This is a genomic window from Streptomyces rapamycinicus NRRL 5491 (assembly GCF_024298965.1).
Lineage (GTDB): Bacteria > Actinomycetota > Actinomycetes > Streptomycetales > Streptomycetaceae > Streptomyces > Streptomyces rapamycinicus.
This window is the reverse complement of record NZ_CP085193.1, coordinates 4,029,076-4,051,118: the sequence shown is the minus strand read 5'-3', so window position 1 is coordinate 4,051,118 and position 22,043 is coordinate 4,029,076. Positions and strand designations below refer to the sequence as shown.

Annotated in this window: 16 protein-coding genes; 12 read left to right on the top strand and 4 right to left on the bottom strand. The window is 71.1% G+C overall.

What is annotated here, in order from left to right:
• The first annotated feature begins 225 nt into the window (after positions 1-225).
• The 8 genes from LIV37_RS16340 to LIV37_RS16305 all read left to right on the top strand — a co-directional run bounded on the left by LIV37_RS16340 (position 226) and on the right by LIV37_RS16305 (position 12,103).
• Entirely contained in the window at positions 226-3,141 is a 2,916-nt protein-coding gene (locus LIV37_RS16340) for a putative bifunctional diguanylate cyclase/phosphodiesterase (RefSeq protein WP_020868226.1), read from the top strand.
• A gap of 229 nt (positions 3,142-3,370) precedes the next feature.
• A complete protein-coding gene (locus tag LIV37_RS16335) occupies positions 3,371-5,224 on the top strand; it encodes an acetolactate synthase large subunit (protein ID WP_020868225.1) in 1,854 nt (617 codons plus the stop codon).
• 33 nt (positions 5,225-5,257) lie between these two features.
• A complete protein-coding gene (gene ilvN, locus LIV37_RS16330) occupies positions 5,258-5,782 on the top strand; it encodes an acetolactate synthase small subunit (RefSeq protein WP_020868224.1) in 525 nt (174 codons plus the stop codon).
• Positions 5,783-5,919: 137 nt separating this feature from the next.
• Entirely contained in the window at positions 5,920-6,918 is a 999-nt protein-coding gene (gene ilvC / locus LIV37_RS16325; RefSeq protein ID WP_020868223.1) for a ketol-acid reductoisomerase, read from the top strand.
• Between the two features lie 272 nt (positions 6,919-7,190).
• Positions 7,191-8,792, top strand: coding sequence for a phosphoglycerate dehydrogenase (gene serA / locus LIV37_RS16320; RefSeq protein ID WP_020868222.1), 1,602 nt, complete (start codon positions 7,191-7,193; stop codon positions 8,790-8,792).
• 216 nt (positions 8,793-9,008) lie between these two features.
• Entirely contained in the window at positions 9,009-9,788 is a 780-nt protein-coding gene (locus tag LIV37_RS16315) for a TetR/AcrR family transcriptional regulator (RefSeq protein ID WP_020868221.1), read from the top strand.
• 44 nt (positions 9,789-9,832) lie between these two features.
• Positions 9,833-11,335: an MFS transporter gene (locus LIV37_RS16310; protein ID WP_121824872.1), complete on the top strand. Its 1,503-nt coding sequence runs from the start codon at positions 9,833-9,835 to the stop codon at positions 11,333-11,335.
• A 183-nt stretch (positions 11,336-11,518) separates the two neighbouring features.
• Entirely contained in the window at positions 11,519-12,103 is a 585-nt protein-coding gene (locus tag LIV37_RS16305; RefSeq protein WP_020868219.1) for a Uma2 family endonuclease, read from the top strand.
• 30 nt (positions 12,104-12,133) lie between these two features.
• Here the strand turns inward: LIV37_RS16305 and LIV37_RS16300 are convergent, their stop codons facing one another.
• Together LIV37_RS16300 and LIV37_RS16295 are read right to left on the bottom strand one after the other, a co-directional pair.
• A complete protein-coding gene (locus LIV37_RS16300; protein ID WP_020868218.1) occupies positions 12,134-13,090 on the bottom strand; it encodes a glycoside hydrolase family 6 protein in 957 nt (318 codons plus the stop codon).
• A 203-nt stretch (positions 13,091-13,293) separates the two neighbouring features.
• Positions 13,294-14,880 (bottom strand): MFS transporter, encoded by a 1,587-nt coding sequence (locus LIV37_RS16295; RefSeq protein WP_121824873.1) that lies wholly within the window; start codon positions 14,878-14,880, stop codon positions 13,294-13,296.
• A gap of 109 nt (positions 14,881-14,989) precedes the next feature.
• Between LIV37_RS16295 and LIV37_RS16290 the strand changes: the two genes are divergently transcribed.
• A complete protein-coding gene (locus LIV37_RS16290; protein WP_020868216.1) occupies positions 14,990-15,631 on the top strand; it encodes a TetR/AcrR family transcriptional regulator in 642 nt (213 codons plus the stop codon).
• Positions 15,632-15,640: 9 nt separating this feature from the next.
• On the opposite strand, the gene LIV37_RS16285 is transcribed toward LIV37_RS16290, so the two are convergent.
• Positions 15,641-16,933, bottom strand: a complete 1,293-nt coding sequence (locus LIV37_RS16285; protein ID WP_121824875.1) for a PucR family transcriptional regulator — start codon at positions 16,931-16,933, stop codon at positions 15,641-15,643.
• Between the two features lie 164 nt (positions 16,934-17,097).
• Here LIV37_RS16285 and LIV37_RS16280 point away from each other — a divergent pair, with 164 nt between their 5' ends.
• The 3 genes from LIV37_RS16280 (at position 17,098) to LIV37_RS51760 (ending at position 20,368) form a co-directional block, all read left to right on the top strand.
• Positions 17,098-18,024, top strand: a complete 927-nt coding sequence (locus tag LIV37_RS16280) for a proline dehydrogenase family protein (protein ID WP_020868215.1) — start codon at positions 17,098-17,100, stop codon at positions 18,022-18,024.
• 65 nt (positions 18,025-18,089) lie between these two features.
• Positions 18,090-19,721 carry an L-glutamate gamma-semialdehyde dehydrogenase gene (gene pruA / locus LIV37_RS16275; protein WP_020868214.1) on the top strand — a complete coding sequence of 544 codons (1,632 nt, stop codon included), beginning with the start codon at positions 18,090-18,092 and terminating at the stop codon, positions 19,719-19,721.
• A 524-nt stretch (positions 19,722-20,245) separates the two neighbouring features.
• On the top strand, positions 20,246-20,368 hold the full coding sequence (locus LIV37_RS51760; RefSeq protein ID WP_020868213.1) for a hypothetical protein: 123 nt from the start codon (positions 20,246-20,248) through the stop codon (positions 20,366-20,368).
• Here LIV37_RS51760 and LIV37_RS16270 read toward each other — a convergent pair.
• Positions 20,362-21,945 (bottom strand): purple acid phosphatase family protein, encoded by a 1,584-nt coding sequence (locus LIV37_RS16270; RefSeq protein ID WP_121824876.1) that lies wholly within the window; start codon positions 21,943-21,945, stop codon positions 20,362-20,364. The two genes, LIV37_RS51760 and LIV37_RS16270, sit on opposite strands and share 7 nt — an antisense overlap.
• Positions 21,946-22,043: the final 98 nt, after the last annotated feature.

Below are 22,043 nucleotides of genomic sequence, written 5' to 3'. Positions count from 1 at the left end.
AGCGGGGGCTGCGCCACTGACCTGACGGCGTCAGCGATGGACCGGAACTCGAGGGGGGCGACGGGCGATGTATGGCCGATGGACCGACGACCCGACGCAGCTCAGGCGTCGACCGCGACACTTCCGCGCAGCCGCGCGGTTCTCCAACTCGACGAGGCCCGCGGGGATACCGCTGCCGGGGGCCCCGAGGCGTCAGTGGTCCGCCACGCAGTGGATGGCAGTCCAGTGAGCGCCACGGGAGCGGTGCTCGCCCGGCCGTCGGTCTCCGGCGGCGGGGCCGGGCTGTTGCCGCAAGTGGTCCTCGCCCTGGTCTGCGGCGGTTACGCGGTGGGGGCGATCGTCGGCTGGGGATCGTCCCAACTGGCCCTCGTCATGGGTGACTTCGGACTGAGCGCCGCCGCGTTCGCCGCCACGGCCTCCTGTCTGTGGCACGGCCGCCGGCACGCCGGGCGGCTGCGCCCGGCCTGGCTGCTGTTCGCCGCCTCCTCGGCCATGGCCGGGCTGGGGAACGCCGTATGGGGCTGGTACGAGGTGGTGCTCGGCCGCTCCGTGCCGACCCCCTCGGTCGCCGACTTCTGCTTTCTGCTCTTCGCCCCGCCCGCCATCGTAGGGATGCTGGTGCTCGCCAAGCGCCCCACGAGCCGGGCCCGGTGGATCTGTCTGGGGCTGGACGCCTGGCTGATCGCCGGATCGCTGGTCACGCTCTCCTGGAGCCTCGCGCTCGCCCACACCGGGGAGTTCGGCGCGGACGGCGCCTCCGTGGCCCGCGGCGCCCTGTCGCTCGCCTATCCGCTGCTGGACATCGTGCTGGTGAGCATGGTGATCGTGCTCCACTTCCGGCGCTCCTCGGGCAACCGCTCCGCGATCAACACCGCGATCGCCGCCTTCGCGCTCACCGTGCTGTGCGACGCGCTGTTCACCTCGCCGCTGCTGCGGGAGCACTACCGCTCCGGGCAGATACTCGACGCCGGGTGGTTCGCCGGTTCCGCGCTGCTGGCGTACGCACCATGGGTGGCCCGCCGCGAGGCCGCCCAGAACCCGCCGTCTGCGCGCCGCTCCCCGCAGCAGAGCGTCCCCATCGCGGGCTCGCTCGCCGCACTCGCGCCCTATCTCGCCGCAGCCGTATGCACCTTGGGGGTCCTGTTCAACGTGATGGACGGCCGGCCGATCGACGGGGTGGTGCTCTTCACCGCCTGCGCGGTCGTGCTCGCACTCGTCGTCCGACAGGCGATCATGCTGATGGACAACATCAGGCTCACCCAGGAACTCGCCCAGAAGGAGAACCACTTCCGCTCCCTGGTGCAGAGCTCCAGCGATGTGATCATGATCGCCGCACCCACCGGAATCCTGCGCTACGTCAGCCCGGCCGCCTCCGGGGTCTACGGCCGCGACGCGGACGAGATGATCGGCTCCGAGCTGGCCTCCCTCATCCACCCCGAGGACCTCGGATCGGTGGTCCACGAGGTCCGCCGGTTCCTGGCCGCCGCACCGGGCGAGGAGCCCACCACGCGGATCGAATGCCGCTTCCGCTCCGGCTCCGGCGACTGGCTCAACGTGGAGTCCACGATCAACCGCCACCACGGCGGGCTGATCTTCAACAGCCGCGATGTCACCGAGCGGGTCCGGCTCCAGGCCCAGCTCCAGCACAACGCCGAGCACGACCCGCTCACCGATCTGCCCAACCGCGCCCTGTTCACCCGGCGGGTCGCGCACGCCGTCGCCGGCCGCCGCCGTACGGACGCCGGCACCGCCGTGCTCTTCATCGACCTCGACGGCTTCAAGGCGGTCAACGACACCGTCGGCCACCACGCCGGGGACGAGCTGCTGGTCCAGGCCGCCCGCCGGCTCCAGGAGTCCGTGCGGTCCGGGTCCGGCGACTGCGCGGCCCGGCTCGGGGGCGACGAGTTCGCCGCCCTCATCCTCGGTGACGGCGAGGGCGACACGGGCACCCGCGAGCAGCGCATCATGGAGATCGCCGACCGGCTGCGGCTCCGGCTCTCCCAGCCCTACCGGGTCGAGGGCGGCACCGAGGTCCGCGTGGCCGCCAGCATCGGCGTCGCCTTCGCCGAGCCCGGCACCAGCCCCGGCGCCCTGATGCGCAACGCCGACCTGGCGATGTACCGCGCCAAGGCCGCGGGCAAGAACCGCGTGGAGCTGTACGCACCGCAGATGCAGGCCGAGGTGGCGCGGCGCGCCGAGGTCGCCACCAGACTGCGTGCCGCGCTGCACGACGGGGAGTTCGTACTGCTGCACCAGCCCGTCGTGGAGCTCACCAGCGGCCGGATCACCGCGGTCGCGGCGCAGGCCCGCTGGCGCTCGGCCCAGGGCATCCTGTTCACCCCCGCCGAGTTCCTCCGGGTCGCCGACAACGGCCGGGGGAGCGGCGAGGACACCGCCCGTACCGCCGAGCTGTCCCGCTGGATGCTGGAGGCGGCCGTGGAGCAGGCCGCCCAGCGGCGCCGCGACGGCCATCCGGTCCCGGTCTGCGTACGGCTCCCCGCGAGCCGGCTGGTGGACAAGTCGATGCCGCCCAAGGTCGTGGAGACCCTGCTGGCCCGCCATGGGCTGCCGTCCGGCGCGCTGATCCTGGAGCTGACCGACAGCGATCCACGGGTGCCGCTGGACGAGCTCGAGCACCGCCTCGGCGCGCTGCGCCGTCTGGGGGTGCGGATCGCCCTCGACGGCTTCGGCAGCGGCTATGCCGCGATCAGGGCGCTCCGCAGGCTCCCCATCGATGTGCTGAAACTGGACCCCGGACTGGTCGAGGGAGTGGTCGAGTCCTCACGGCTGCACAAGATCACCGCAGGGCTGCTGAGGATCGCCGGCGATCTCGGAATGCAGTCCATCGCAGAGGGGGTGGAGTTGCCCGAGCAGATTGTCACCCTGCGCGGTATGGGATGCACCCACGCCCAGGGGGCGGCCTTCAGCGGGCCGCTGGACGAGCACCGGCTGCGCCGGGCACTGCTGCGCGGCGGCTATCCGGTGCCGCGCCCGGAGCCCCCGCTGCTGGTCGGCGGCGCCCTGCCGATCCGGCACGGCGCTCATGGCGGGCACGGCGGCTCCCACGGCCCGCGCCGTACGGAGCCGCACACCCATCCGCCGACCCGCTCAAATGCTGAGACGCCCGTCCCACCCACTTGACACCCGATATGCGCGGGGGGGAGGGTCGGAGCCATGCGCACCCGAATTCTCGTACTTGGACAGCGCGTCGGCTGAGCAGGGCTCATCGAAGCCCTGCGGACCCTCACCGGCGCGCTCCCCTCGCTTGCCTTACGGCACGAGGGGTTTTTTGTTGCACCGGCAGGGCCCGGTGCACCGCCCCGCCCCCCTCCCTCCCGCACCGAACCTCATCTTCGAGAAGAGAATGCCGATGACCGAGCAGGCCCCCGGGTCCCATCACCCCCAGCCTCGGCCCCGTAGCGGCGGACCGCAGTCCGCCCCCGTCGAGCACGTCACGGGCGCGCAGTCCCTCATCCGCTCCCTCGAGGAGGTGGGTGCCGACACCGTCTTCGGCATCCCCGGTGGCACGATCCTCCCCGCCTACGACCCGATGATGGACTCCTCGAAGGTCCGGCACGTGCTCGTCCGCCATGAGCAGGGCGCGGGCCACGCGGCCACCGGCTACGCCCAGGCCACCGGCAAGGTCGGCGTCTGCATGGCGACCTCGGGCCCCGGAGCGACCAACCTGGTCACCCCCATCGGCGACGCCCATATGGACTCGGTCCCGATCGTCGCGATCACCGGCCAGGTGGCGTCCAAGGCCATCGGTACGGACGCCTTCCAGGAGGCGGACATCTGCGGCATCACCATGCCGATCACCAAGCACAACTTCCTGGTCACCAAGGCCGAGGACATCCCGCGCACGATCGCCGAGGCGTTCCACATCGCCTCCACCGGCCGCCCCGGCCCGGTCCTGGTCGACATCCCCAAGGACGTGCTCCAGGCGCGGACCACCTTCTCCTGGCCGCCGCAGACCGATCTGCCCGGCTACCGCCCGGTCACCAAGCCGCACGCCAAGCAGATCCGTGAGGCCGCCCGCCTGGTCACCCAGGCCGAGCGCCCGGTGCTGTACGTCGGCGGCGGTGTGATCAAGGCGCAGGCCACCGCCGAGCTGAAGGTGCTGGCCGAGCTGACCGGAGCGCCGGTCACCACCACCCTGATGGCGCTGGGCGCCTTCCCCGACAGCCACCACCTCCACCTGGGCATGCCGGGTATGCACGGCACCGTCGCCGCCGTGACCGCGCTGCAGAAGGCCGATCTGATCGTGGCGCTCGGCGCCCGCTTCGACGACCGCGTCACCGGCAAGCTGGACTCCTTCGCCCCGTACGCCAAGATCGTCCACGCGGACATCGACCCGGCCGAGATCGGTAAGAACCGCGCCGCCGACGTGCCGATCGTCGGGGACGCCCGCGAGGTCATCGCGGACCTGGTCGTCGCCGTCCAGGCCGAGCACGACGCGGGCCGCGCCGGTGACTACAGCGGCTGGTGGGAGGATCTGAACCGGTGGCGGGAGACCTACCCGCTCGGCTACGACCAGCCCGCCGACGGCAGCCTCGCCCCGCAGCAGGTCATCCAGCGGATCGGGCAGCTGGCCCCGGAGGGCACGATCTTCGCCGCGGGCGTCGGCCAGCACCAGATGTGGGCCGCCCACTTCATCGACTACGAGACCCCCGCGACCTGGCTGAACTCCGGCGGCGCCGGGACGATGGGCTACGCCGTCCCGGCCGCCATGGGCGCCAAGGCCGGCGCCGACGAGGGCCGTACGGTCTGGGCGATCGACGGTGACGGCTGCTTCCAGATGACCAACCAGGAGCTGGTCACCTGCGCGCTGAACAACATCCCGATCAAGGTCGCGATCATCAACAACGGCGCGCTGGGCATGGTCCGCCAGTGGCAGACCCTCTTCTACAACCAGCGCTACTCCAACACGGTCCTGCACTCCGGCCCCGACACCCCCGCGCAAGCGAGCCTGGGCACCCGCGTCCCCGACTTCGTGAAGCTCTCCGAGGCCATGGGCTGCGTCGGACTGCGCTGCGAGGACCCGGCCGACCTCGACGCCGTGATCGAGAAGGCCAACGCGATCAACGACCGCCCGGTGGTCGTGGACTTCATCGTCCATGAGGACGCCATGGTCTGGCCGATGGTCGCGGCCGGCACCTCCAACGACGAGATCCTGGCGGCGCGCGACACCCGCCCGGACTTCGGCGACGGCGCGGACGACTGAGACCAGGACCGAGAGAGAGAAGAGACCGAGCCCATGTCCAAGCACACGCTCTCCGTCCTGGTGGAGAACACCCCCGGCATCCTGGCCCGGATCGCCGCCCTGTTCTCCCGCCGCGGCTTCAATATCGACTCGCTGGCCGTCGGCGTCACCGAGCACCCCGACATCTCCCGGATCACCATCGTGGTCAATGTCGAGGAGCTGCCGCTGGAGCAGGTCACCAAGCAGCTCAACAAGCTGGTCAACGTGTTGAAGATCGTCGAGCTGGAGGACGGCCAGGCGATCCAGCGGGAGCTCGTCCTGGTCAAGGTCCGCGCCGACAACGAGACCCGCTCCCAGATCGTCGAGATCGTCCAGCTGTTCCGCGCCAAGACCGTGGACGTCTCCCCGGAGGCCGTGACCGTCGAGGCCACCGGCAGCAGCGACAAGCTCGAGGCCATGCTCAAGATGCTGGAACCGTACGGCATCAAGGAACTGGTCCAGTCCGGCACCATCGCCATAGGGCGCGGCGCCCGCTCCATCACCGACCGGAGCCTGCGCGCGCTCGACCGGTCCGCCTGATCCCCGCCCCGCCCGACCAGCGGAGCCACGGTCCGGCGCCACCCGCGCGCCGGACCGGATGGCGAGACCCCGAAACCTTCACCCGCCCGCCCGTCATACGGTGGGAAGCACAACCCACACGCTAGGAGATTCCCGAAGTGGCCGAGCTGTTCTACGACGACGACGCCGACCTGTCCATCATCCAGGGCCGCAAGGTCGCAATCCTCGGCTACGGCAGCCAGGGCCACGCCCACGCGCTGTCGCTGCGCGACTCGGGCGTCGACGTCCGGGTCGGCCTGCACGAGGGCTCCAAGTCCAGGGCCAAGGCCGAGGAGCAGGGCCTGCGCGTGGTCACCCCGGCCGAGGCGTCCGCCGAGGCCGACGTGATCATGATCCTGGTCCCGGACCCGATCCAGGCCAAGGTCTACGAGGAGTCCGTGAAGGACAACCTGAAGGACGGCGACGCGCTGTTCTTCGGGCACGGTCTCAACATCCGGTTCGACTTCATCAAGCCCCCGGCCAACGTGGACGTCTGCATGGTCGCCCCCAAGGGCCCGGGCCACCTGGTCCGCCGCCAGTACGAGGAGGGGCGCGGCGTGCCGTGCATCGTGGCCGTCGAGCAGGACGCCACGGGCAGTGGCTTCCCGCTCGCCCTCTCGTACGCCAAGGGCATCGGCGGCACCCGCGCCGGCGTCATCAAGACCACCTTCACCGAGGAGACCGAGACCGACCTCTTCGGTGAGCAGGCGGTGCTGTGCGGCGGCACCTCGGCGCTGGTCAAGGCCGGGTTCGAGACCCTGGTCGAGGCCGGTTACCAGCCGGAGATCGCGTACTTCGAGTGCCTCCACGAGCTCAAGCTGATCGTGGACCTGATGTACGAGGGCGGCCTGGAGAAGATGCGCTGGTCGATCTCCGAGACCGCCGAGTGGGGCGACTACGTCTCCGGTCCGCGGATCATCAACGAGTCGACCAAGGCCGAGATGAAGAAGATCCTCGGCGAGATCCAGGACGGCACCTTCGCCAAGAACTGGATGGCGGAGTACAACGCCGGCCTGCCGAAGTACAACGAGCTGAAGAAGGCCGACGAGAACCACCTGCTGGAGACCACGGGCAAGGAGCTGCGCAAGCTCATGAGCTGGGTCGACGAGGAGGCGTAACCGCGCCTGGTGGCGCGGAGGCCGTGCCCCGGGTGCGGCGGGGGTCCGCCGGACCCCCGCCGCACCCGGTTCGCGCTTTGTCCATCGCGCACCACCACGTGCGGGTGATCCTGCCGCAACGGCACATGACGAAGGCCCGACCGCCACTACACTCATCAACAGCAAGCGCGTCAGGCTCACAGCGTCGTGCGTCTCCCACGCGGCTGACCCCTTCACCGCCAGCGGCCGTCGGGACGGCCGTCCGCTGAGGACTAGTGAGGACTGAAGACCACGTGAGCACTGCTTCCACTGGTAAGCCCGTCGTACTCATCGCCGAAGAGCTCTCTCCGGCGACGGTCGAGGCCCTGGGCCCGGATTTCGAGATCCGGAACTGCAACGGGGCGGACCGAGCCGAGCTGCTTCCCGCCATCGCCGATGTGGACGCGATCCTCGTCCGCAGCGCGACCAAGGTCGACGCCGAGGCGATCGCCGCCGCGAAGAAGCTGAAGGTGGTCGCCCGTGCGGGCGTCGGCCTGGACAATGTGGACGTCTCGTCCGCCACCAAGGCGGGCGTCATGGTCGTCAACGCGCCGACGTCCAACATCGTCACCGCCGCCGAGCTCGCCTGCGGTCTGCTGGTGGCCACGGCCCGGAACATCCCGCAGGCCAGTGCCGCGCTGAAGAACGGCGAGTGGAAGCGCAGCAAGTACACCGGTGTGGAGCTGAGCGAGAAGACCCTCGGCGTGGTCGGCCTCGGCCGCATCGGCGTCCTGGTGGCCCAGCGGATGTCCGCCTTCGGCATGAAGGTCGTCGCGTACGACCCGTATGTGCAGCCCGCACGGGCCGCGCAGATGGGTGTGAAGCTGCTCTCGCTGGACGAGCTGCTCGAGGTCGCCGACTTCATCACGGTCCACCTCCCCAGGACCCCCGAGACGGTCGGTCTGATCGGCGACGAGGCGCTGCACAAGGTCAAGCCGGAGGTCCGGATCGTGAACGCCGCGCGCGGCGGGATCGTGGACGAGGTGGCGCTGGCCGCCGCCCTCAAGGAGGGCCGGGTGGCCGGGGCCGGGCTGGACGTGTTCTCCCAGGAGCCGTGCACCGAGTCCCCGCTGTTCGAGTTCGACAATGTGGTGGTCACCCCGCATCTGGGCGCCTCCACCGGTGAGGCCCAGGAGAAGGCGGGCATCGCGGTCGCCCGCTCGGTGCGGCTGGCGCTGGCCGGCGAACTGGTCCCGGACGCGGTGAACGTGCAGGGCGGCGTCATCGCCGAGGACGTACGGCCCGGGCTGCCGCTGGCCGAGAAGCTGGGGCGGATCTTCACCGCACTGGCGGGCGAGGTCGCGGTCCGCCTCGATGTCGAGGTGTACGGCGAGATCACCCAGCACGACGTCAAGGTGCTGGAGCTGTCGGCGCTCAAGGGCGTCTTCGAGGACATCGTGGACGAGACGGTCTCGTATGTGAACGCGCCGCTGTTCGCGCAGGAGCGCGGGGTCGAGGTGCGGCTGACCACCAGCTCGGAGTCGAGCGAGCACCGCAATGTGGTGATCGTGCGCGGCACCCTGTCGGACGGCGAGGAGGTCTCGATCTCCGGCACGCTGGCCGGCCCCAAGCACCAGCAGAAGATCGTCGCGGTGGGCGAGTACGACGTGGATCTGGCGCTCGCCGACCACATGGCCTTCCTCCGCTACACCGACCGCCCGGGCGTGGTCGGCACGCTCGGCCGCATCCTGGGCGAGGCGGGGATCAACATCGCGGGGATGCAGGTCTCGCGGGCCACGGCGGGCGGTGCCGCGCTGGTGGCACTCACGGTGGACGACACCATTCCGCAGCCCGTGCTCACCGAGATCGCCGAGGAGATCGGCGCCACCTCGGCCCGCTCGGTCAATCTGGTCTGAGCCGCTTCAGGCATCACCCACCTGGGCCCGGTCCCCGCTTCGGCGGGGGCCGGGCCCAGGTCTTTGTGCGTCTGCGGCAGCGAGGCGTGCCGGAGGGGTTCCGGATCTTTTTCATCGCGTGTTGAATAATGGCGGTGGGCTCGCTACGCTCGCAGCTATGTGGAGAAAATTTCTCCACATAGCTGTAGGTATGTGCCATGTTGTCAGGAGAGCCCCGTGTCCGCAGCCGCCGAGACCGACACCGACGCCCTCGCCGTCGTCCCGTCGCCCCCCATGCGCGCCGACGCGCGGCGCAACCGGGAGCAGATCCTGCGCGCCGCCCGCGAGGTCTTCGCCGATCAGGGGCCGGACGCCCCGCTGGACGAGATAGCCCGGCGCGCCGGGGTCGGCATCGCGACCCTCTACCGGCGGTTTCCGGACCGTGCCGATCTGCACCGAGGGGTCGCCATCGAGGTGCTGACCGCGCTGGTCGAGGCCGCGCGCCGGGCCGCCGCCGAGGAGGGCGACCCCCGTCTCGCGCTGCGCCGCTTCATGCACGCCGCCCTCGACCTCAAGATCGGCTCGGTGATGCCCGCGCTGCTGGGCCGGTTCACCGTGGACGAGATCCTCGACAGCGTTCCCGGCGACGCCGTCGACCCGATCGACGCGATGCTCCTGCGCGCCCAGGCCCAGGGGCTGGTCCGGAGTGATGTCGTCTTCGGCGACATCACGCTGATGATCATCCGGCTGACGCGGCCGCTGCCCGGCGGCGGGCGGTTCGCCCCCGATGACGCCCTCGCCCATCGCCAACTGGATGTCTACATCGACGGGTTGCGCCCCACCGGCTCCCCGCGCCCCACCACCCCGCTCGGCGGCCCGGCCGTCGACGCGGCGGCGTTCAAGCGCATCCGGGAGCGAATGATCGACGACGCCCACGAGGCCCACGACGTCCGAGAGGCCCGAGGCGCCCACGACGCCCGCGAGACCCACTCCGAACCCGACGCCGACCCCGCCTGAGCTCCCTCTCCGCTCGCCTTCCGCAAGACCAGAAAGGCATCGTCATGTCCCAGCCCTCAGAGGCACCGCCGCAAGCCAACCCCCGGCGCTGGCTCGCCCTCGTCTTCATCGGCCTGGCCCAGCTGATGATCGTCCTCGACATCACCATCGTGAACATCGCCCTGCCGTCGGCCCAGAGGGACCTCGGCATCTCCGACGGCGACCGGCAGTGGGTCATCACCGCCTACACCCTGGCCTTCGGCAGTCTGCTGCTGCTCGGTGGCCGGATCGCGGACTACACCGGCCGTAAGCGCACCTTCCTCATCGGCCTGCTGGGGTTCGCCGGGGCCTCCGCGCTCGGCGGCGCCGCCTCCGGTTTCGAGACGCTGCTCGCGGCCCGCGCCCTGCAAGGCGCCTTCGCCGCACTGCTCGCCCCCTCGGCGCTGTCGCTGCTCGCGGTGAACTTCACCGAGCCACGCGAGCGCGCCAAGGCGTTCGGCATCTTCGGCGCGATCGCGGCGGGCGGCGGCGCGATCGGGCTGGTCGTCGGCGGGCTGCTGACCGAGTACCTCGACTGGCGCTGGTGCCTGTACGTCAATGTGCCGATCGCCGTCGTCGCCGCCATCAGCTGGTCCGTGCTGCCCACCGACACCCGCGCCGAGGGCCGGGCCCGGTTCGACATCCCCGGTGTGGTGCTGGCGGTGTGCGGGCTGGTGGCCGTGGTCTACGGATGCAGCGAGGCCGAGTCCGAGGGCTGGGACTCCCGGCTGGTGACCGGGCTGCTGATCCTGGGCGCGGTGCTGCTCTTCGCCTTCGTCATGGTGGAGCGGAGCGTGGCACGGCCGCTGCTGCCGCCGCGCGTGGTGGCGGACCGCACCCGTGGCAGCGCCTATCTGGCGGTCGGCCTCTCGGTGGTCGGCATGTTCGCGATGTTCCTCTTCCTCACGTACTACATGCAGCTCGTGAAGGGGTACTCGGCGCTGCTCACCGGGGTCGCGTTCCTGCCGATGACCGGGGCGGTGCTGATCGGCGCGGGCGGCGTCGCCTCCCGCCTCATCCCCAAGGTGCCGCCGCGGCTGCTGGTGGCGCCCGGTCTGCTGATCGCGGCCACCGGCGTCCTCCTGCTGGTGCCCCTGGACGTCGACAGCTCGTACGCGGCGGGGGTGCTGCCCGCCGAGCTCCTGGTCGGCTTCGGCATGGGCCTGGTGATGGCGCCCTCGATGAACTACGCGACCCATGGGGTGGGGGCGGGGGACGCGGGCGTCGCCTCCGCCACTGTCAACACCGCCCAGCAGATCGGCGGTTCGATCGGCACGGCGATGCTCAACACCATCGCCACCAGCGCGACCTCCGACTACATGGCCTCGCACGCCCGGCAGATGACACCGCGGACCGCCAAGGCGACCGCCAAGGCCGGTCTGGTCGAGGGGTTCTCACACGCCTTCGTCGTCTCGTCCTCGATCCTCGTGGGCGCCGCGGTGGTCGTGGCCCTGCTGATGAACACCCCGCGCCCGGTGCGCGAGCCCGGCACCGAAGGCGCCACCCCGCTCCCCGCCCACCTGGGCTGACATCGCCCCGCGCCCCGGAGGCCCCCCGCTGCACGACCGGAGCGGAGGGCCTCCGGTCAGGGCGCGGAACGCGGTCGGCCCGGGTCAATGGCGGAGCCGCCTCCACTCGTCTGGGTGGCGTTTCCGCCGTTCCTGAGCGCTACTCTTGGTTGCGCGGCCAGAATCCCGTCCATGGGAGGAACCATGACTGCTGAACCGCTTCCGGCCTGGGCCTTTCCGCCCCCGGGCGGATTCACCGCAGACGACCTTGACCGCATTCCGGATCTCCCGCCGCACACTGAGCTGATCGACGGGAGCCTGGTTTTCGTGAGTCCGCAGAAGAGTTTTCACTCGCTGGCGATGTATTTGCTGGAGAGGGGGCTCCGGGCGTCGGTGCCGGAGACGCTGCGGGTGCGCCGCGAGATGACGATCACTCTCGACAGCGGCAACCGTCCCGAGCCGGATATCTCCGTCGTGCGGGCCGAGGCGACCACCGCTGACGCGCATGAGACGGGCTACAAGGCTGTTGACACCGTCCTCGCGGTAGAGGTGGTGTCGCCGGAATCGCAACTTCGCGACCGCAAGCGGAAGCCGCAGCTCTATGCCGAGGCGGGGATCCAGCACTTCTGGCTGATCGAGAAGGACGCGGGCAGCCGCCCCGTTGTGCACGTGTACGAGCTGGATTCAGTGACCGGCTGCTACGTCCCCTCCGGTATCCACCACGACCGCCTGAAGCTCACGGTCCCCTTCGACATCGACATCGACCTCACCGAGATCGACCGGCTGTAGGCCCCTCGGGACCGAGGGGTCGGCCGGTGGCTAGCCCGCCATTTCGTAGGCGTAGTCCGGTGAGAAGCTGCCCGCGGCGCCCGCGCAGCCGTCCAGTTCGCCCGGCGGCTTGATCCACAGATAGGCATCGATGGCCGGGTCGCCGGTGTTGGCTGTCGGGTTTTCGCCGACCTTGCGGCCGTGGGGGTCGCACCAGGCGTTGTCGGGGGCGGGGCCGTTGCCGTTGCGGCTGGTGTCGATGACGGCGGTGAGCCCGGAGGAGGTGTCGAGCTGGGCGAGCACGCCCTTGGTGAAGGCCACCTCGTCGGCGGTGCGGCGGAAGTTGGAGACATTGCTGTAGATGCCGTCGCCGCTGGTCAGCACCCCGGCCGAGCGGAGCCGTGAGGCCTGGACGGCGGCGCTGTTCCAGGCCGAGTGCCCGGCGTCGAAGTACACCCGGGCGTTGGGGTTCGCACTGTGGATGGCGGTGGCGGCGCGGGCCAGGGAGGCGTAGCGGCCGCTCAGTTCGGTGGGCGAGAGGCAGCTGATGAGCGCGATCGAGTCGGGTTCGAGGATGATGACGGCGGGCCCGCTGCCCAGCCCGGCGGCGAAGCCGCGCACCCATGTGTCATAGCTCGCGAGGTCGGGCGCGCCGCCCGCGGATGCCCCGCCGCAGTCGCGGTTGGGGATCTGGTACGACACCAGCACCGGGGTCTGGCCCTTGGCGGACGCGGCGGAGGTGACCTTGCGGACGTCCTCGGTGACGGTGGCGGGGGAGTACCGGGAGAACCACACGGCCTGGGGCTGACTGGCGATCCGCGAGGCGATGCGCTGCTGCCGGGAGTCACCCGGATTGGCGGCGACCCACTTGTTGACGAGCGAGTCGGGGTCGTTGAAGAACCGGGTGTCGGCCGGCAGTTCGCCCGCTGCGGCCTGCGGTGCGTGGGCCGCGCCGATCAGGAAGGCGGCGGCGAGCCCGGCTGCCGCTAACGCTCTGGTGATGCGCACGGTACGTCACTCCTCTCGCGTGGGGTGGCTGCTCAGACCTCTGGCCGCCGTATCCGGCCGCCGTCCTCTGGTTGCCGCCGGGCGGGGAATGGTTGCCGTGGCGTTCGAGGAAACGCGTACGCGTGCGGTCAACTCGCCCTGCACATGACGCCTGTTGGGGACCCCACCGCGGTGGGGTCCCCAACAGGCGTCATGTGCAGGGCTCAGCGACTGGGCACCGCCTCGTCCGCGCGGGCCGAGGGCGCGTCCTCGGCCGCCGGTCCGGTGTCCTCCGCTCCGACCCGGCGCAGTGTCACCAGGGCCAGGATCGCGCCCGCCACCAGGACGGCCGCCCCCGCCCCGCACGCGATCCGCATCCCGTGGGTGAACGCCTCGCGCGCCGCGTCCAGCAGATGCTCACCGGCCCGCCCCTTCAGCGAACCCGCCACCGCGGCGGCCGCGCCCAGCGTCTCGCGCACCTGGTCGAGGGCGTCGGCGGGCAGTCCGGCGCCCAGCGAGTCCTTGACGTCGCTCCGGTAGACGGCGGTGCCGACACTGCCGAGCACCGCCATGCCCATCGCCCCGCCGAACTCCTGGCCCGTCTCCAGCAGCGCGGCCGCCGAACCCGCCCGCTTCGGCGGGACGGTGCCGATCGCCAGGTCGGTGACCAGCGACAGCACCGCGACGATCCCGCTGGCCAGGACGGCGGCGCCGATCAGCACGGTCCACAGCGCGTCCGTATCGGCCAGGGCCAGAATCCCGTAGCCGATGGCCGCGGTGAGGAACCCCGCGCCGATCACGTACGCCCGGTCGGCGCCGCGCTGGACCGCCGCGGCCGCCGCCGGACCGGCGATGCCGACGCAGACGGACGGGGCCAGGCTCCACAGCGCCGCCTCCAACGGGCCCTTGCCGAGCACCGACTGCAGATACTGGGTGGTGAAGTAGGCCGAGCCCATCATGGCGAAGGTGGCCAGCGCGTTGAGCGCGATCGACGGGCCGAAGCCGCGGTGGCGGAACAGCTCCGGGCTGATCATCGCGTCGCGCCGGATGCGCTGGCGCCGTACGAAGACGGCGCCGATGGCGAGACCGGCCACGATGGACAGCACCGGGATCAGGTCGGCGCCGTTGTCGGCGGCGACCTTCTTCAGTCCGTAGATCACCGGGAGCACGGCGGCCATCGACAGCGGCACGCTCGGCAGATCGAACGGCCCGGGCGCGGGGTCCTTGAACTCCGGCACCAGCAGCGGCACCAGCGCCAGCAGCAGCACCATCGCCGGGACGTTGATCAGGAAGACCGAGCCCCACCAGAAGTGCTCGATCATCACCCCGCTCAGCACCGAGCCCAGCGCGATACCGCCCGCCATGGCCGACGACCAGATCGCGATCGCCTTGGCCCGCTGCTTCTCGTCGAGGAAGAGGTTGCGGACCAGCGCCATCGTCGAGGGCATCAGCGTGGCGCCGCCGATCCCGAGCACCGCCCGCGCGGCGATGAGCATCTCGGCGCTCTGCGCGTACGCCGCCGCGACGGACGCGGCGCCGAAGGCCGCGGCCCCGAACAGCAGCAGCTTCCGCCGTCCGAAGCGGTCGCCCAGCGCTCCCATGGTGATGAGCAGCCCGGCGAGGGCGAAGGCGTAGATGTCGAAGATCCACAGCTGCTGGGTGGAACTGGGGTGCAGCTCCCGGCTGATGGCCGGCACCGCGAAGTACAGCACCGACACATCCATGGAGACCAGGAGGAGCGGAAGCATCAGGACCACGAAGGCGGTCCATTCCCTGCGTCCGGCGCGAGGGCCGGTGGAAGTCGAGGTCATGACGGCGACTATACGAGCGTCTTAAACAAGCGTCTAGTACGTCTGTGTAAAACGACTGTGTGAGACGTTCGTCTAGGACGGCCGTATGGGATCGGGATACCCTGGCGCCATGGGACATCGAGAGGACCTGCTGGCCGGGGCCAAGCGCTGCCTTGAGGAGAAGGGCTGGTCCCGTACGACGGCGCGGGACATCGTGGCCGCCTCGGGCGCCAATCTGGCCTCCATCGGCTACCACTACGGCTCCAAGGACGCCCTGATGCGAGAGGCGCTCTTCGCCTCCATGGGCGACTGGGCCGATGACGTCCAGCGGTCCCTCGAGGCGGACGCCCCGGCGGGCGAGGGCCCGGACACCGGGCTGCGGGAGCGGTTCGAGGCCCGGTGGACCCGGGTGCTCGAGCTGTTCGACAAGCACCAGGCGGTGTGGCGCTCCCAGTTGGAGGCCATCCTCCAGGTCCAGCACGATCCCGAGCTGCGCGCTGCCTTCGGCCGGGCCCAACCGGAGGGGCGCCAGGGACTGGTGGGGCTGATCCACGGCATCGACGAGCGCGATGTGGACGAGGAGACCTCCCGGGTCATGGGCTCGTTCTATATGACGCTCGTGAGCGGGATGGTCGTCCAGATGGCCATCGACCCCGACCTCATGCCCAGCGCCCATGACCTCGTCGAGGCGATGCGCCGGATCGTCGGCGACGCCCCCGTGGCACCGGCCGCCCCGGACACCCCGGACGCGCCCGACGCCCCCGCCGGCTGACCCTCCGGTTCAGCGCCCCGGCGGCCCGAGGCGCGCGGCCTTCAGCGTCATGTGGAGCAGCAGCCGGTCCTCGCCCGCGTCCAGGTCGAGACCGGTCAGCTGGCGCACCCGCGAGAGCCGGTAGTACAGCGTCTGCCGGTGGATGCCCAGCCGCTGGGCGGTGCGCCCGGCCTGGCCCGCGCAGTCCAGGAAGGTCTCGGCGGTGCGGGCGAGCTCGGCGTGCGCGGGCTCCAGCAGCGGCCGTACGGCGGCGTCGGGCGGCAGCGCGGGCAGCGCGGCCAGCAGTCGGTACGGGCCGATGGCGGACCACTCCGCGACCGGGCCCAGGTGGGTGTCGGCGTGCGCCGCCCGCGCAGCGGCCAGCGCCTCCTGCCACGCGGCGGGCAGATCCTCCAGCCCGCGCCGGGGAGCGCTGACCCCGGCGGCGGCCCTGAGCGTGGATCTCCCCGGCCCCCTGCCGCCCGCCGTGGCCCGGGGCGAGCGCAACAGCTGCTCGGCCGTCGCGCGGGCCGGGTCCAGGGCGGAGGCCGCGCGCAGCCGGACCAGCGTCGCCAGCGCCGCCGGCCCCGCTCCGGGCGCTCCGGGCGCTCCGGGCGATCCGGCCGATCCAGGCGCTCCGGCCGCCGCGTCCCCCGGCAGCGCGCACGCGGCCACGATGCCCGGCAGATGGGGGAGGCCGGGATGGTCCGCGTCCTCGCCGGTCCCCGGTGTCCACGGCACCACCGCCACCAGCGCCAGCGGCCCGTCGGACGCTCCGCGCAGCGCGGTCCGCAGCCCGGAGCGGGCGGCGTCCCGCCCGGCCGGCGGTCCGGTCAGCGCATCGCGCAGCAGCTCACCGAGTTCCTCCCCGGCCCGCGCCTCGGCCGCCAGCAGCGCCCCGATGCGGTCCGCGGTCTCCATCGCGCGGACCAGCCGGGGGTCCCGCCCGCCCGCCGGGCCGCCCAGCTCCAGATCGGCGAGATGGCCGTCGTCCAGCAGCCAGACATAGCCGTGCACCACCCCGCGGTGCCGGACGGGCAGACAGATGCGGCCCATGAACACCCCGGCCGCCGGGTCGGGCGGAATCCGCAGCGGAGCCTGCGCCCGGGCGATCCCGAACGCCTCGAACCAGGCCCGCACCGCCGCCGTCGAGCGGCGCTGGAGGATCGAGCGGGTGCGCACCGGGTCCAGCGCGGGCTCCTCCGCGTCGTCGCTCTCCTGGGCGCCGAAGGCGATCAGTGCGAAGTCGCGGTTCTCCAGGGTCGCGGGTGCCCGGAGCACCGCCGTGATCTCGTCCACCAACTGCTGGTAGTCGTCGCGCATGGGTCCCGCCTCTTCCCGCTTTCGCCTCCCACATTCTCATACAGATGTCTGAGATCCCGGCCACGGATGCGTGACAGCTGTCGATGGTCCGGAATCCGCGCCATCCTTAAATTTCACGGTGAGTTGTGGATGCCGTTCGTCGGCCGTCATCGTGGAGGTGCCCCGTGCTGGGACCCGTGCTGCTCGCCGCTTCGCGCAGTGCCGCCATCCGCCGTATCGTCTCGGCCGCGCCGGTCACCCGCCCCATGGTGGACCGCTTCGTCGCCGGGGAACGGCTGGCCGAGTCCCTGGGGGCGGTGCGGTCGCTGACCGCCCGCGGTCTGGACGTCACCCTGGACCATCTGGGCGAGGACGTGACCGACCGGACCGAGGCGCTGCGCAGCCGTGACGCCTATCTGGCGCTGACCGAGGCGCTGGCCGCCGAGGGGCTCGCCGGGCGCGCGGAAATGTCCGTGAAGCTCTCCGCCTTCGGCCAGGCGCTGCCCGGGGGCCACGATCTGGCGCTGGCCAATGTGACCCCGGTCGTGGAGGCCGCCACCGCGGCGGGCACGACCGTCACCCTCGACATGGAGGACCACACCACCGTGGACTCCACCCTCGCCATCCTCGGCGAGCTGCGCTCCCGCTTCCCGCAGACCGGCGCGGTCCTCCAGTCCTATCTCTTCCGGACCGAGGACGACTGCCGGGCGCTGGCCGGGGAAGGCTCCCGGGTGCGGCTGGTGAAGGGCGCGTACAACGAGCCGGCGAGCGTCGCCTTCCAGGACAAGCGCGAGGTGGACCGCGCGTATGTGCGCTGTCTGAAGATCCTGATGGCCGGTGACGGCTACCCCATGATCGGCTCGCACGATCCGCGCATGGTCGCCATCGCCCAGGATCTGGCGCACCGCCTCGGGCGCAAGCTGGACGAGTACGAGTTCCAGATGCTGTACGGGATCCGCGTGGCCGAGCAGGAGCGGCTGGTGGCGGAAGGTCACCGTATGCGGGTTTACGTCCCGTATGGCACAGACTGGTATGGGTACTTCATGCGCCGCCTCGCGGAGCGTCCCGCCAACCTCACATTCTTCCTGCGCTCGCTGGTCGGCCGCCGCTGACCGCCCCCGGGATCGCAGACCTCGTAAACCCCCGACGCCCCCGACGATCGAAGGAGACAACGGCCATGGACGCCGTCACCCAGGTCCCCGTGCCGGTGAACGAGCCGGTGCACACCTACGCCCCCGGCACCCCGGAGCGCGCCCGCCTCGAGACCAAGCTCAAGGAGCTCGGCGAGAACCCCATCGACCTGCCGATGACCATCGGCGGCCAGAAGCGGATGGGAGCGGGGGAGCGCTTCGACGTCGTCCAGCCGCACAAGCACTCCGCCCGCCTGGGCACCTACGCCAACGCCACTCAGGCGGACGCGCAGGACGCGATCGACGCGGCCCTGGCCGCGGCCCCGGCGTGGCGCGCGCTCAGCTTCGACGACCGCGCCGCGGTCATCCTCAAGGCCGCCGATCTGCTCTCCGGCCCCTGGCGGGAGACGCTCGCCGCGTCCACCATGCTGGGCCAGTCGAAGACCGCGCAGCAGGCGGAGATCGACACCCCCTGTGAGCTGATCGACTTCTGGCGCTTCAACGTCCACTTCGCCCGTCAGGTCCTGGCCGAGCAGCCGGTGACCAACTCGCCCGGGGTCTGGAACCGCACCGACCACCGGCCGCTCGAGGGGTTCGTCTACGCGATCACCCCCTTCAACTTCTCCGCCATCGCGGGCAACCTCCCGACCGCCCCCGCCCTGATGGGCAATGTGGTGGTCTGGAAGCCGTCCCCGACCCAGACGCACGCCGCCGTGCTGCTGATGGAGGTGCTGGAGGAGGCCGGGCTGCCCAAGGGTGTGATCAACCTGGTCACGGGCGACGGCAAGGAGGTCTCCGAGGTGGCGCTGGCCCACCCGGACCTCGCGGGCATCCACTTCACCGGTTCGACCCGGACCTTCCAGTACCTGTGGAAGACGGTCGGCAACAACATCGAGAACTACAAGACCTATCCGCGGCTGGTCGGGGAGACCGGCGGCAAGGACTTCATCGTCGCCCACCCGTCCGCCGACCCGGCGGTGCTGAAGACGGCGATGACCCGCGGCGCCTTCGAGTTCCAGGGCCAGAAGTGCTCCGCGGCCTCCCGCGCCTATGTGCCGCGCTCCCTGTGGGAGAACGGCCTCAAGGAGGAGTTCGCCACCGAGGTCAACGGGCTGACCATGGGCGATGTGGCCGACCTCGACAACTTCATGGGCGCGGTCATCGACGAGCGCGCCTTCGCCAAGAACAAGGCGGCGATCGACCGGGCGAAGTCCGATCCGACGGTCGAGGTCGTCGCGGGCGGCTCCTACGACGACAGCGAGGGCTGGTTCGTCCGCCCGACCGTGCTGGTCTCCACCGACCCGGAGAACGAGATCTTCAAGGACGAGTACTTCGGCCCGATCCTCGGGGTGCACGTCTACGAGGACGAGGAGTACGACGCGATGCTGCGGCAGATGGAGTCGGCCGCCCCGTACGGGCTGACCGGCGCCGTCATCGCCCAGGACCGCGCGGCGGCGGCCGCCGCCTGTGATGCGCTGCGCTTCGCGGCCGGCAACTTCTACATCAACGACAAGCCGACCGGCGCCGTCGTCGGCCAGCAGCCCTTCGGTGGTGGCCGCGCGTCCGGCACCAACGACAAGGCGGGCGCCAAGCAGAACCTGATGCGCTGGACCTCCACCCGCTCTATCAAGGAGACCCTGGTCCCGCCGACCGACTACCGCTACCCGCACATGGGCTGACCCTCGGGCCCTGACGACCCGCGCCCCCGGACCGCGCCGAAGCGGCCCGGGGGCGCGGTGCTGTCGGGGGGCGCGTCGGGGGAAATCTGTGGACGCCCGATACGCGGCGGTGCTAGCGTCAAGCAGTCAAGTAGGCACTATTTACCGCAGTTTACGTGGGTAACCAGGCGCGGGATCGCCCACGGACTTGCGATCGGCCGCCGTTGGTCGAGGTCGGACGGGGGTCGGCCTCGATCATCGGCGTGGGCCAAGAGATGATCACCCTGGGTCAGTGGCTGATATCACGCTGTTCGCGTCTCAGATAGTAGGACGTCCGACTAATTGTGCAGACACTGACGCTCCGCTGCCTTACTTTTGTGGAAGCCGAACGTCTCGCTGGATCCAGCGATGGCGGCCGCGGCCGGTGCACATCGCGCAGGCGACCCCTGCCGCACTCAGGCCCCCGCCCCTTCCGGCAGCCACCTTCTCGGGGAGCTTTCCTTCCTCCCGGGCGTTCACCGGGGTTCAGCAGAGGAGATGTGATCATGGCCGAGACGACTGTCCGCAGGATCCGCCGCAAGACCGACAACACCGACCGCAAGAAGGCGGCCGCCGCCCTCCAGCGCGCCCTCGACCGCCGGGACAACGGCGGCGCCACCGGTCACTGACGCCGGGGCCGGGTCACCTCGAAGCGGTCGACTCGCTCGCCCGACTCCGCCAGGGCCGTGACCGTGAGCCTGGGGCGGGGGCCCGGCTCCACCTCCACCGCGAGGAACGAGAAGCCGGTGTAGCGGACCCGGGACCAGTCCGCGCCGTCCCGGTTCTTCTCGCCGTCCTCGGTCCAGTGGTAGGTCTTCACCTCGTCGAGGTCCTTGACGTGCCCCTCGTAGCTGTCGGGCACCGGGAACTCGTAGAGCTTCGCGCCCGCCCCGCCCGCCGTCACATAGACGATCCCGTCGCGCACCGCGTCGGCGCTCCCGCCCACCGGGACCCGGCGGGCGGCCTTGCCGCCCCGGAGGGCGTCGGTCCGCTCGTAGACGTGGTTGTGGCCGTTGACGACCAGGTCCACCTGGTGCTTGTCGAACAGCGGCACCCACGCGTCGCGCACCCCGCCGTCCGATGCGTGGGCGCTGGTGGTGGAGTAGGCGCAGTGGTGGAAGAAGACCACCAGGAAGTCGATGCCGGGCCGGTTGCGCAGCCGCCCCAGCTCCCGGTTCAGCCAGCGGGTCTGCGCCCCGTCCGTGTACCCCTTGTTGGCCGGCATCTCGTACGAGACGTCATTGGCGTCCAGGGCGAGCACGCCCACGTTCCCGTAGACGAACGAATAGACGCCGGGCGCCTTGCGCGGGTCCGGGCCGTTCCCGGGCAGCGACCAGCGGGCCAGCTGGCCGCCGTAGCCATCGGGGGAGTACCACGCCTCCATGTCGTGGTTGCCGGTGGTCACCATCCACGGCACGCTCGCCGCGACCGAGTCGGTCTGGGCGAGGAAGGAGTCCCAGACCCGGGCGTCATAGAGGTCGGACTTCTTCCCGTGGCCGGTGGTGTCCGCGTAGCACAGATCCCCGGCGTGCAGATGGAACGACGGGTTCTGGCCGAGGATCAACTGGTCGTTGGCGAGAGCGTCATAGCTCACCCCCTGGTCCCCGAAGGCGGTGAAGACGAACTTCCCGGGCCGGTCCGGCGCGGTGCGGAAGGTGCCCACGGACGCGAAGTGACGCGGCTCGGCCGGATCGCGGTCGGCGTGCCCGACGCCGTAGTAGTAGGTGACCCCGGGGCGCAGGCCGTCCACCGCGGCGTGCAGATAGAACTGGTCGACCGCGGGCAGCTCGTCGCTCAGCGAGGGGGTGTGCAGATGGCGCACCTCGGCCTCGACCCTGCGGGTGAGGTCCAACGGGCTGGTGCCGATCCGCACATACGGCGTGCGCACCGCGAACGGCACCTGCCAGGAGATCCGCATCTGGGTCCGCGGATCGGCGCCGAAGGCCAGATGGCGGCCGAAGGGGGCGACCAGCGTGCCGTCCACCGTGGCGGCTCCCGGCTTCGGGCTCGTGGCCGGCGCCGGCTTGGCGCCGGCGGCGCACGCCGCACCGCCCAGCAGCCCCGCGCCCGCGGCCGTGCCCGCCGTGGCGGCGCCCCCGCGCAGCACCCGGCGGCGGGAGAGCCGGGCCCGCAGATACTCGTGCTGCTCCGCCATGGTCATCCGCTGGGCGAGCCGCTCCGGTACGCCGAACCGTGGTGTATCCATGGACCGGAATGTCCCCCGGGCGGTCAACGCCGCGCCATACAGGGGGTGAACGGGTGATTGCCGCTGAGCGGCCGTCCGAATGGTGGAACGTCTATGTC

Excerpts from the sequence above, each read along its gene's own strand:
- LIV37_RS16295 (WP_121824873.1), bottom strand. The coding sequence starts at position 14,880 with ATGACCTCGACTTCCACCGGCCCTCGCGCCGGACGCAGGGAATGGACC.
- pruA (WP_020868214.1), top strand. The coding sequence starts at position 18,090 with ATGGACGCCGTCACCCAGGTCCCCGTGCCGGTGAACGAGCCGGTGCAC.
- LIV37_RS51760 (WP_020868213.1), top strand. The coding sequence starts at position 20,246 with ATGGCCGAGACGACTGTCCGCAGGATCCGCCGCAAGACCGACAACACC.
- LIV37_RS16310 (WP_121824872.1), top strand. The coding sequence starts at position 9,833 with ATGTCCCAGCCCTCAGAGGCACCGCCGCAAGCCAACCCCCGGCGCTGG.
- LIV37_RS16285 (WP_121824875.1), bottom strand. The coding sequence starts at position 16,933 with ATGCGCGACGACTACCAGCAGTTGGTGGACGAGATCACGGCGGTGCTC.
- LIV37_RS16290 (WP_020868216.1), top strand. The coding sequence starts at position 14,990 with ATGGGACATCGAGAGGACCTGCTGGCCGGGGCCAAGCGCTGCCTTGAG.
- LIV37_RS16305 (WP_020868219.1), top strand. The coding sequence starts at position 11,519 with ATGACTGCTGAACCGCTTCCGGCCTGGGCCTTTCCGCCCCCGGGCGGA.
- ilvN (WP_020868224.1), top strand. The coding sequence starts at position 5,258 with ATGTCCAAGCACACGCTCTCCGTCCTGGTGGAGAACACCCCCGGCATC.
- LIV37_RS16335 (WP_020868225.1), top strand. The coding sequence starts at position 3,371 with ATGACCGAGCAGGCCCCCGGGTCCCATCACCCCCAGCCTCGGCCCCGT.
- LIV37_RS16270 (WP_121824876.1), bottom strand. The coding sequence starts at position 21,945 with ATGGATACACCACGGTTCGGCGTACCGGAGCGGCTCGCCCAGCGGATG.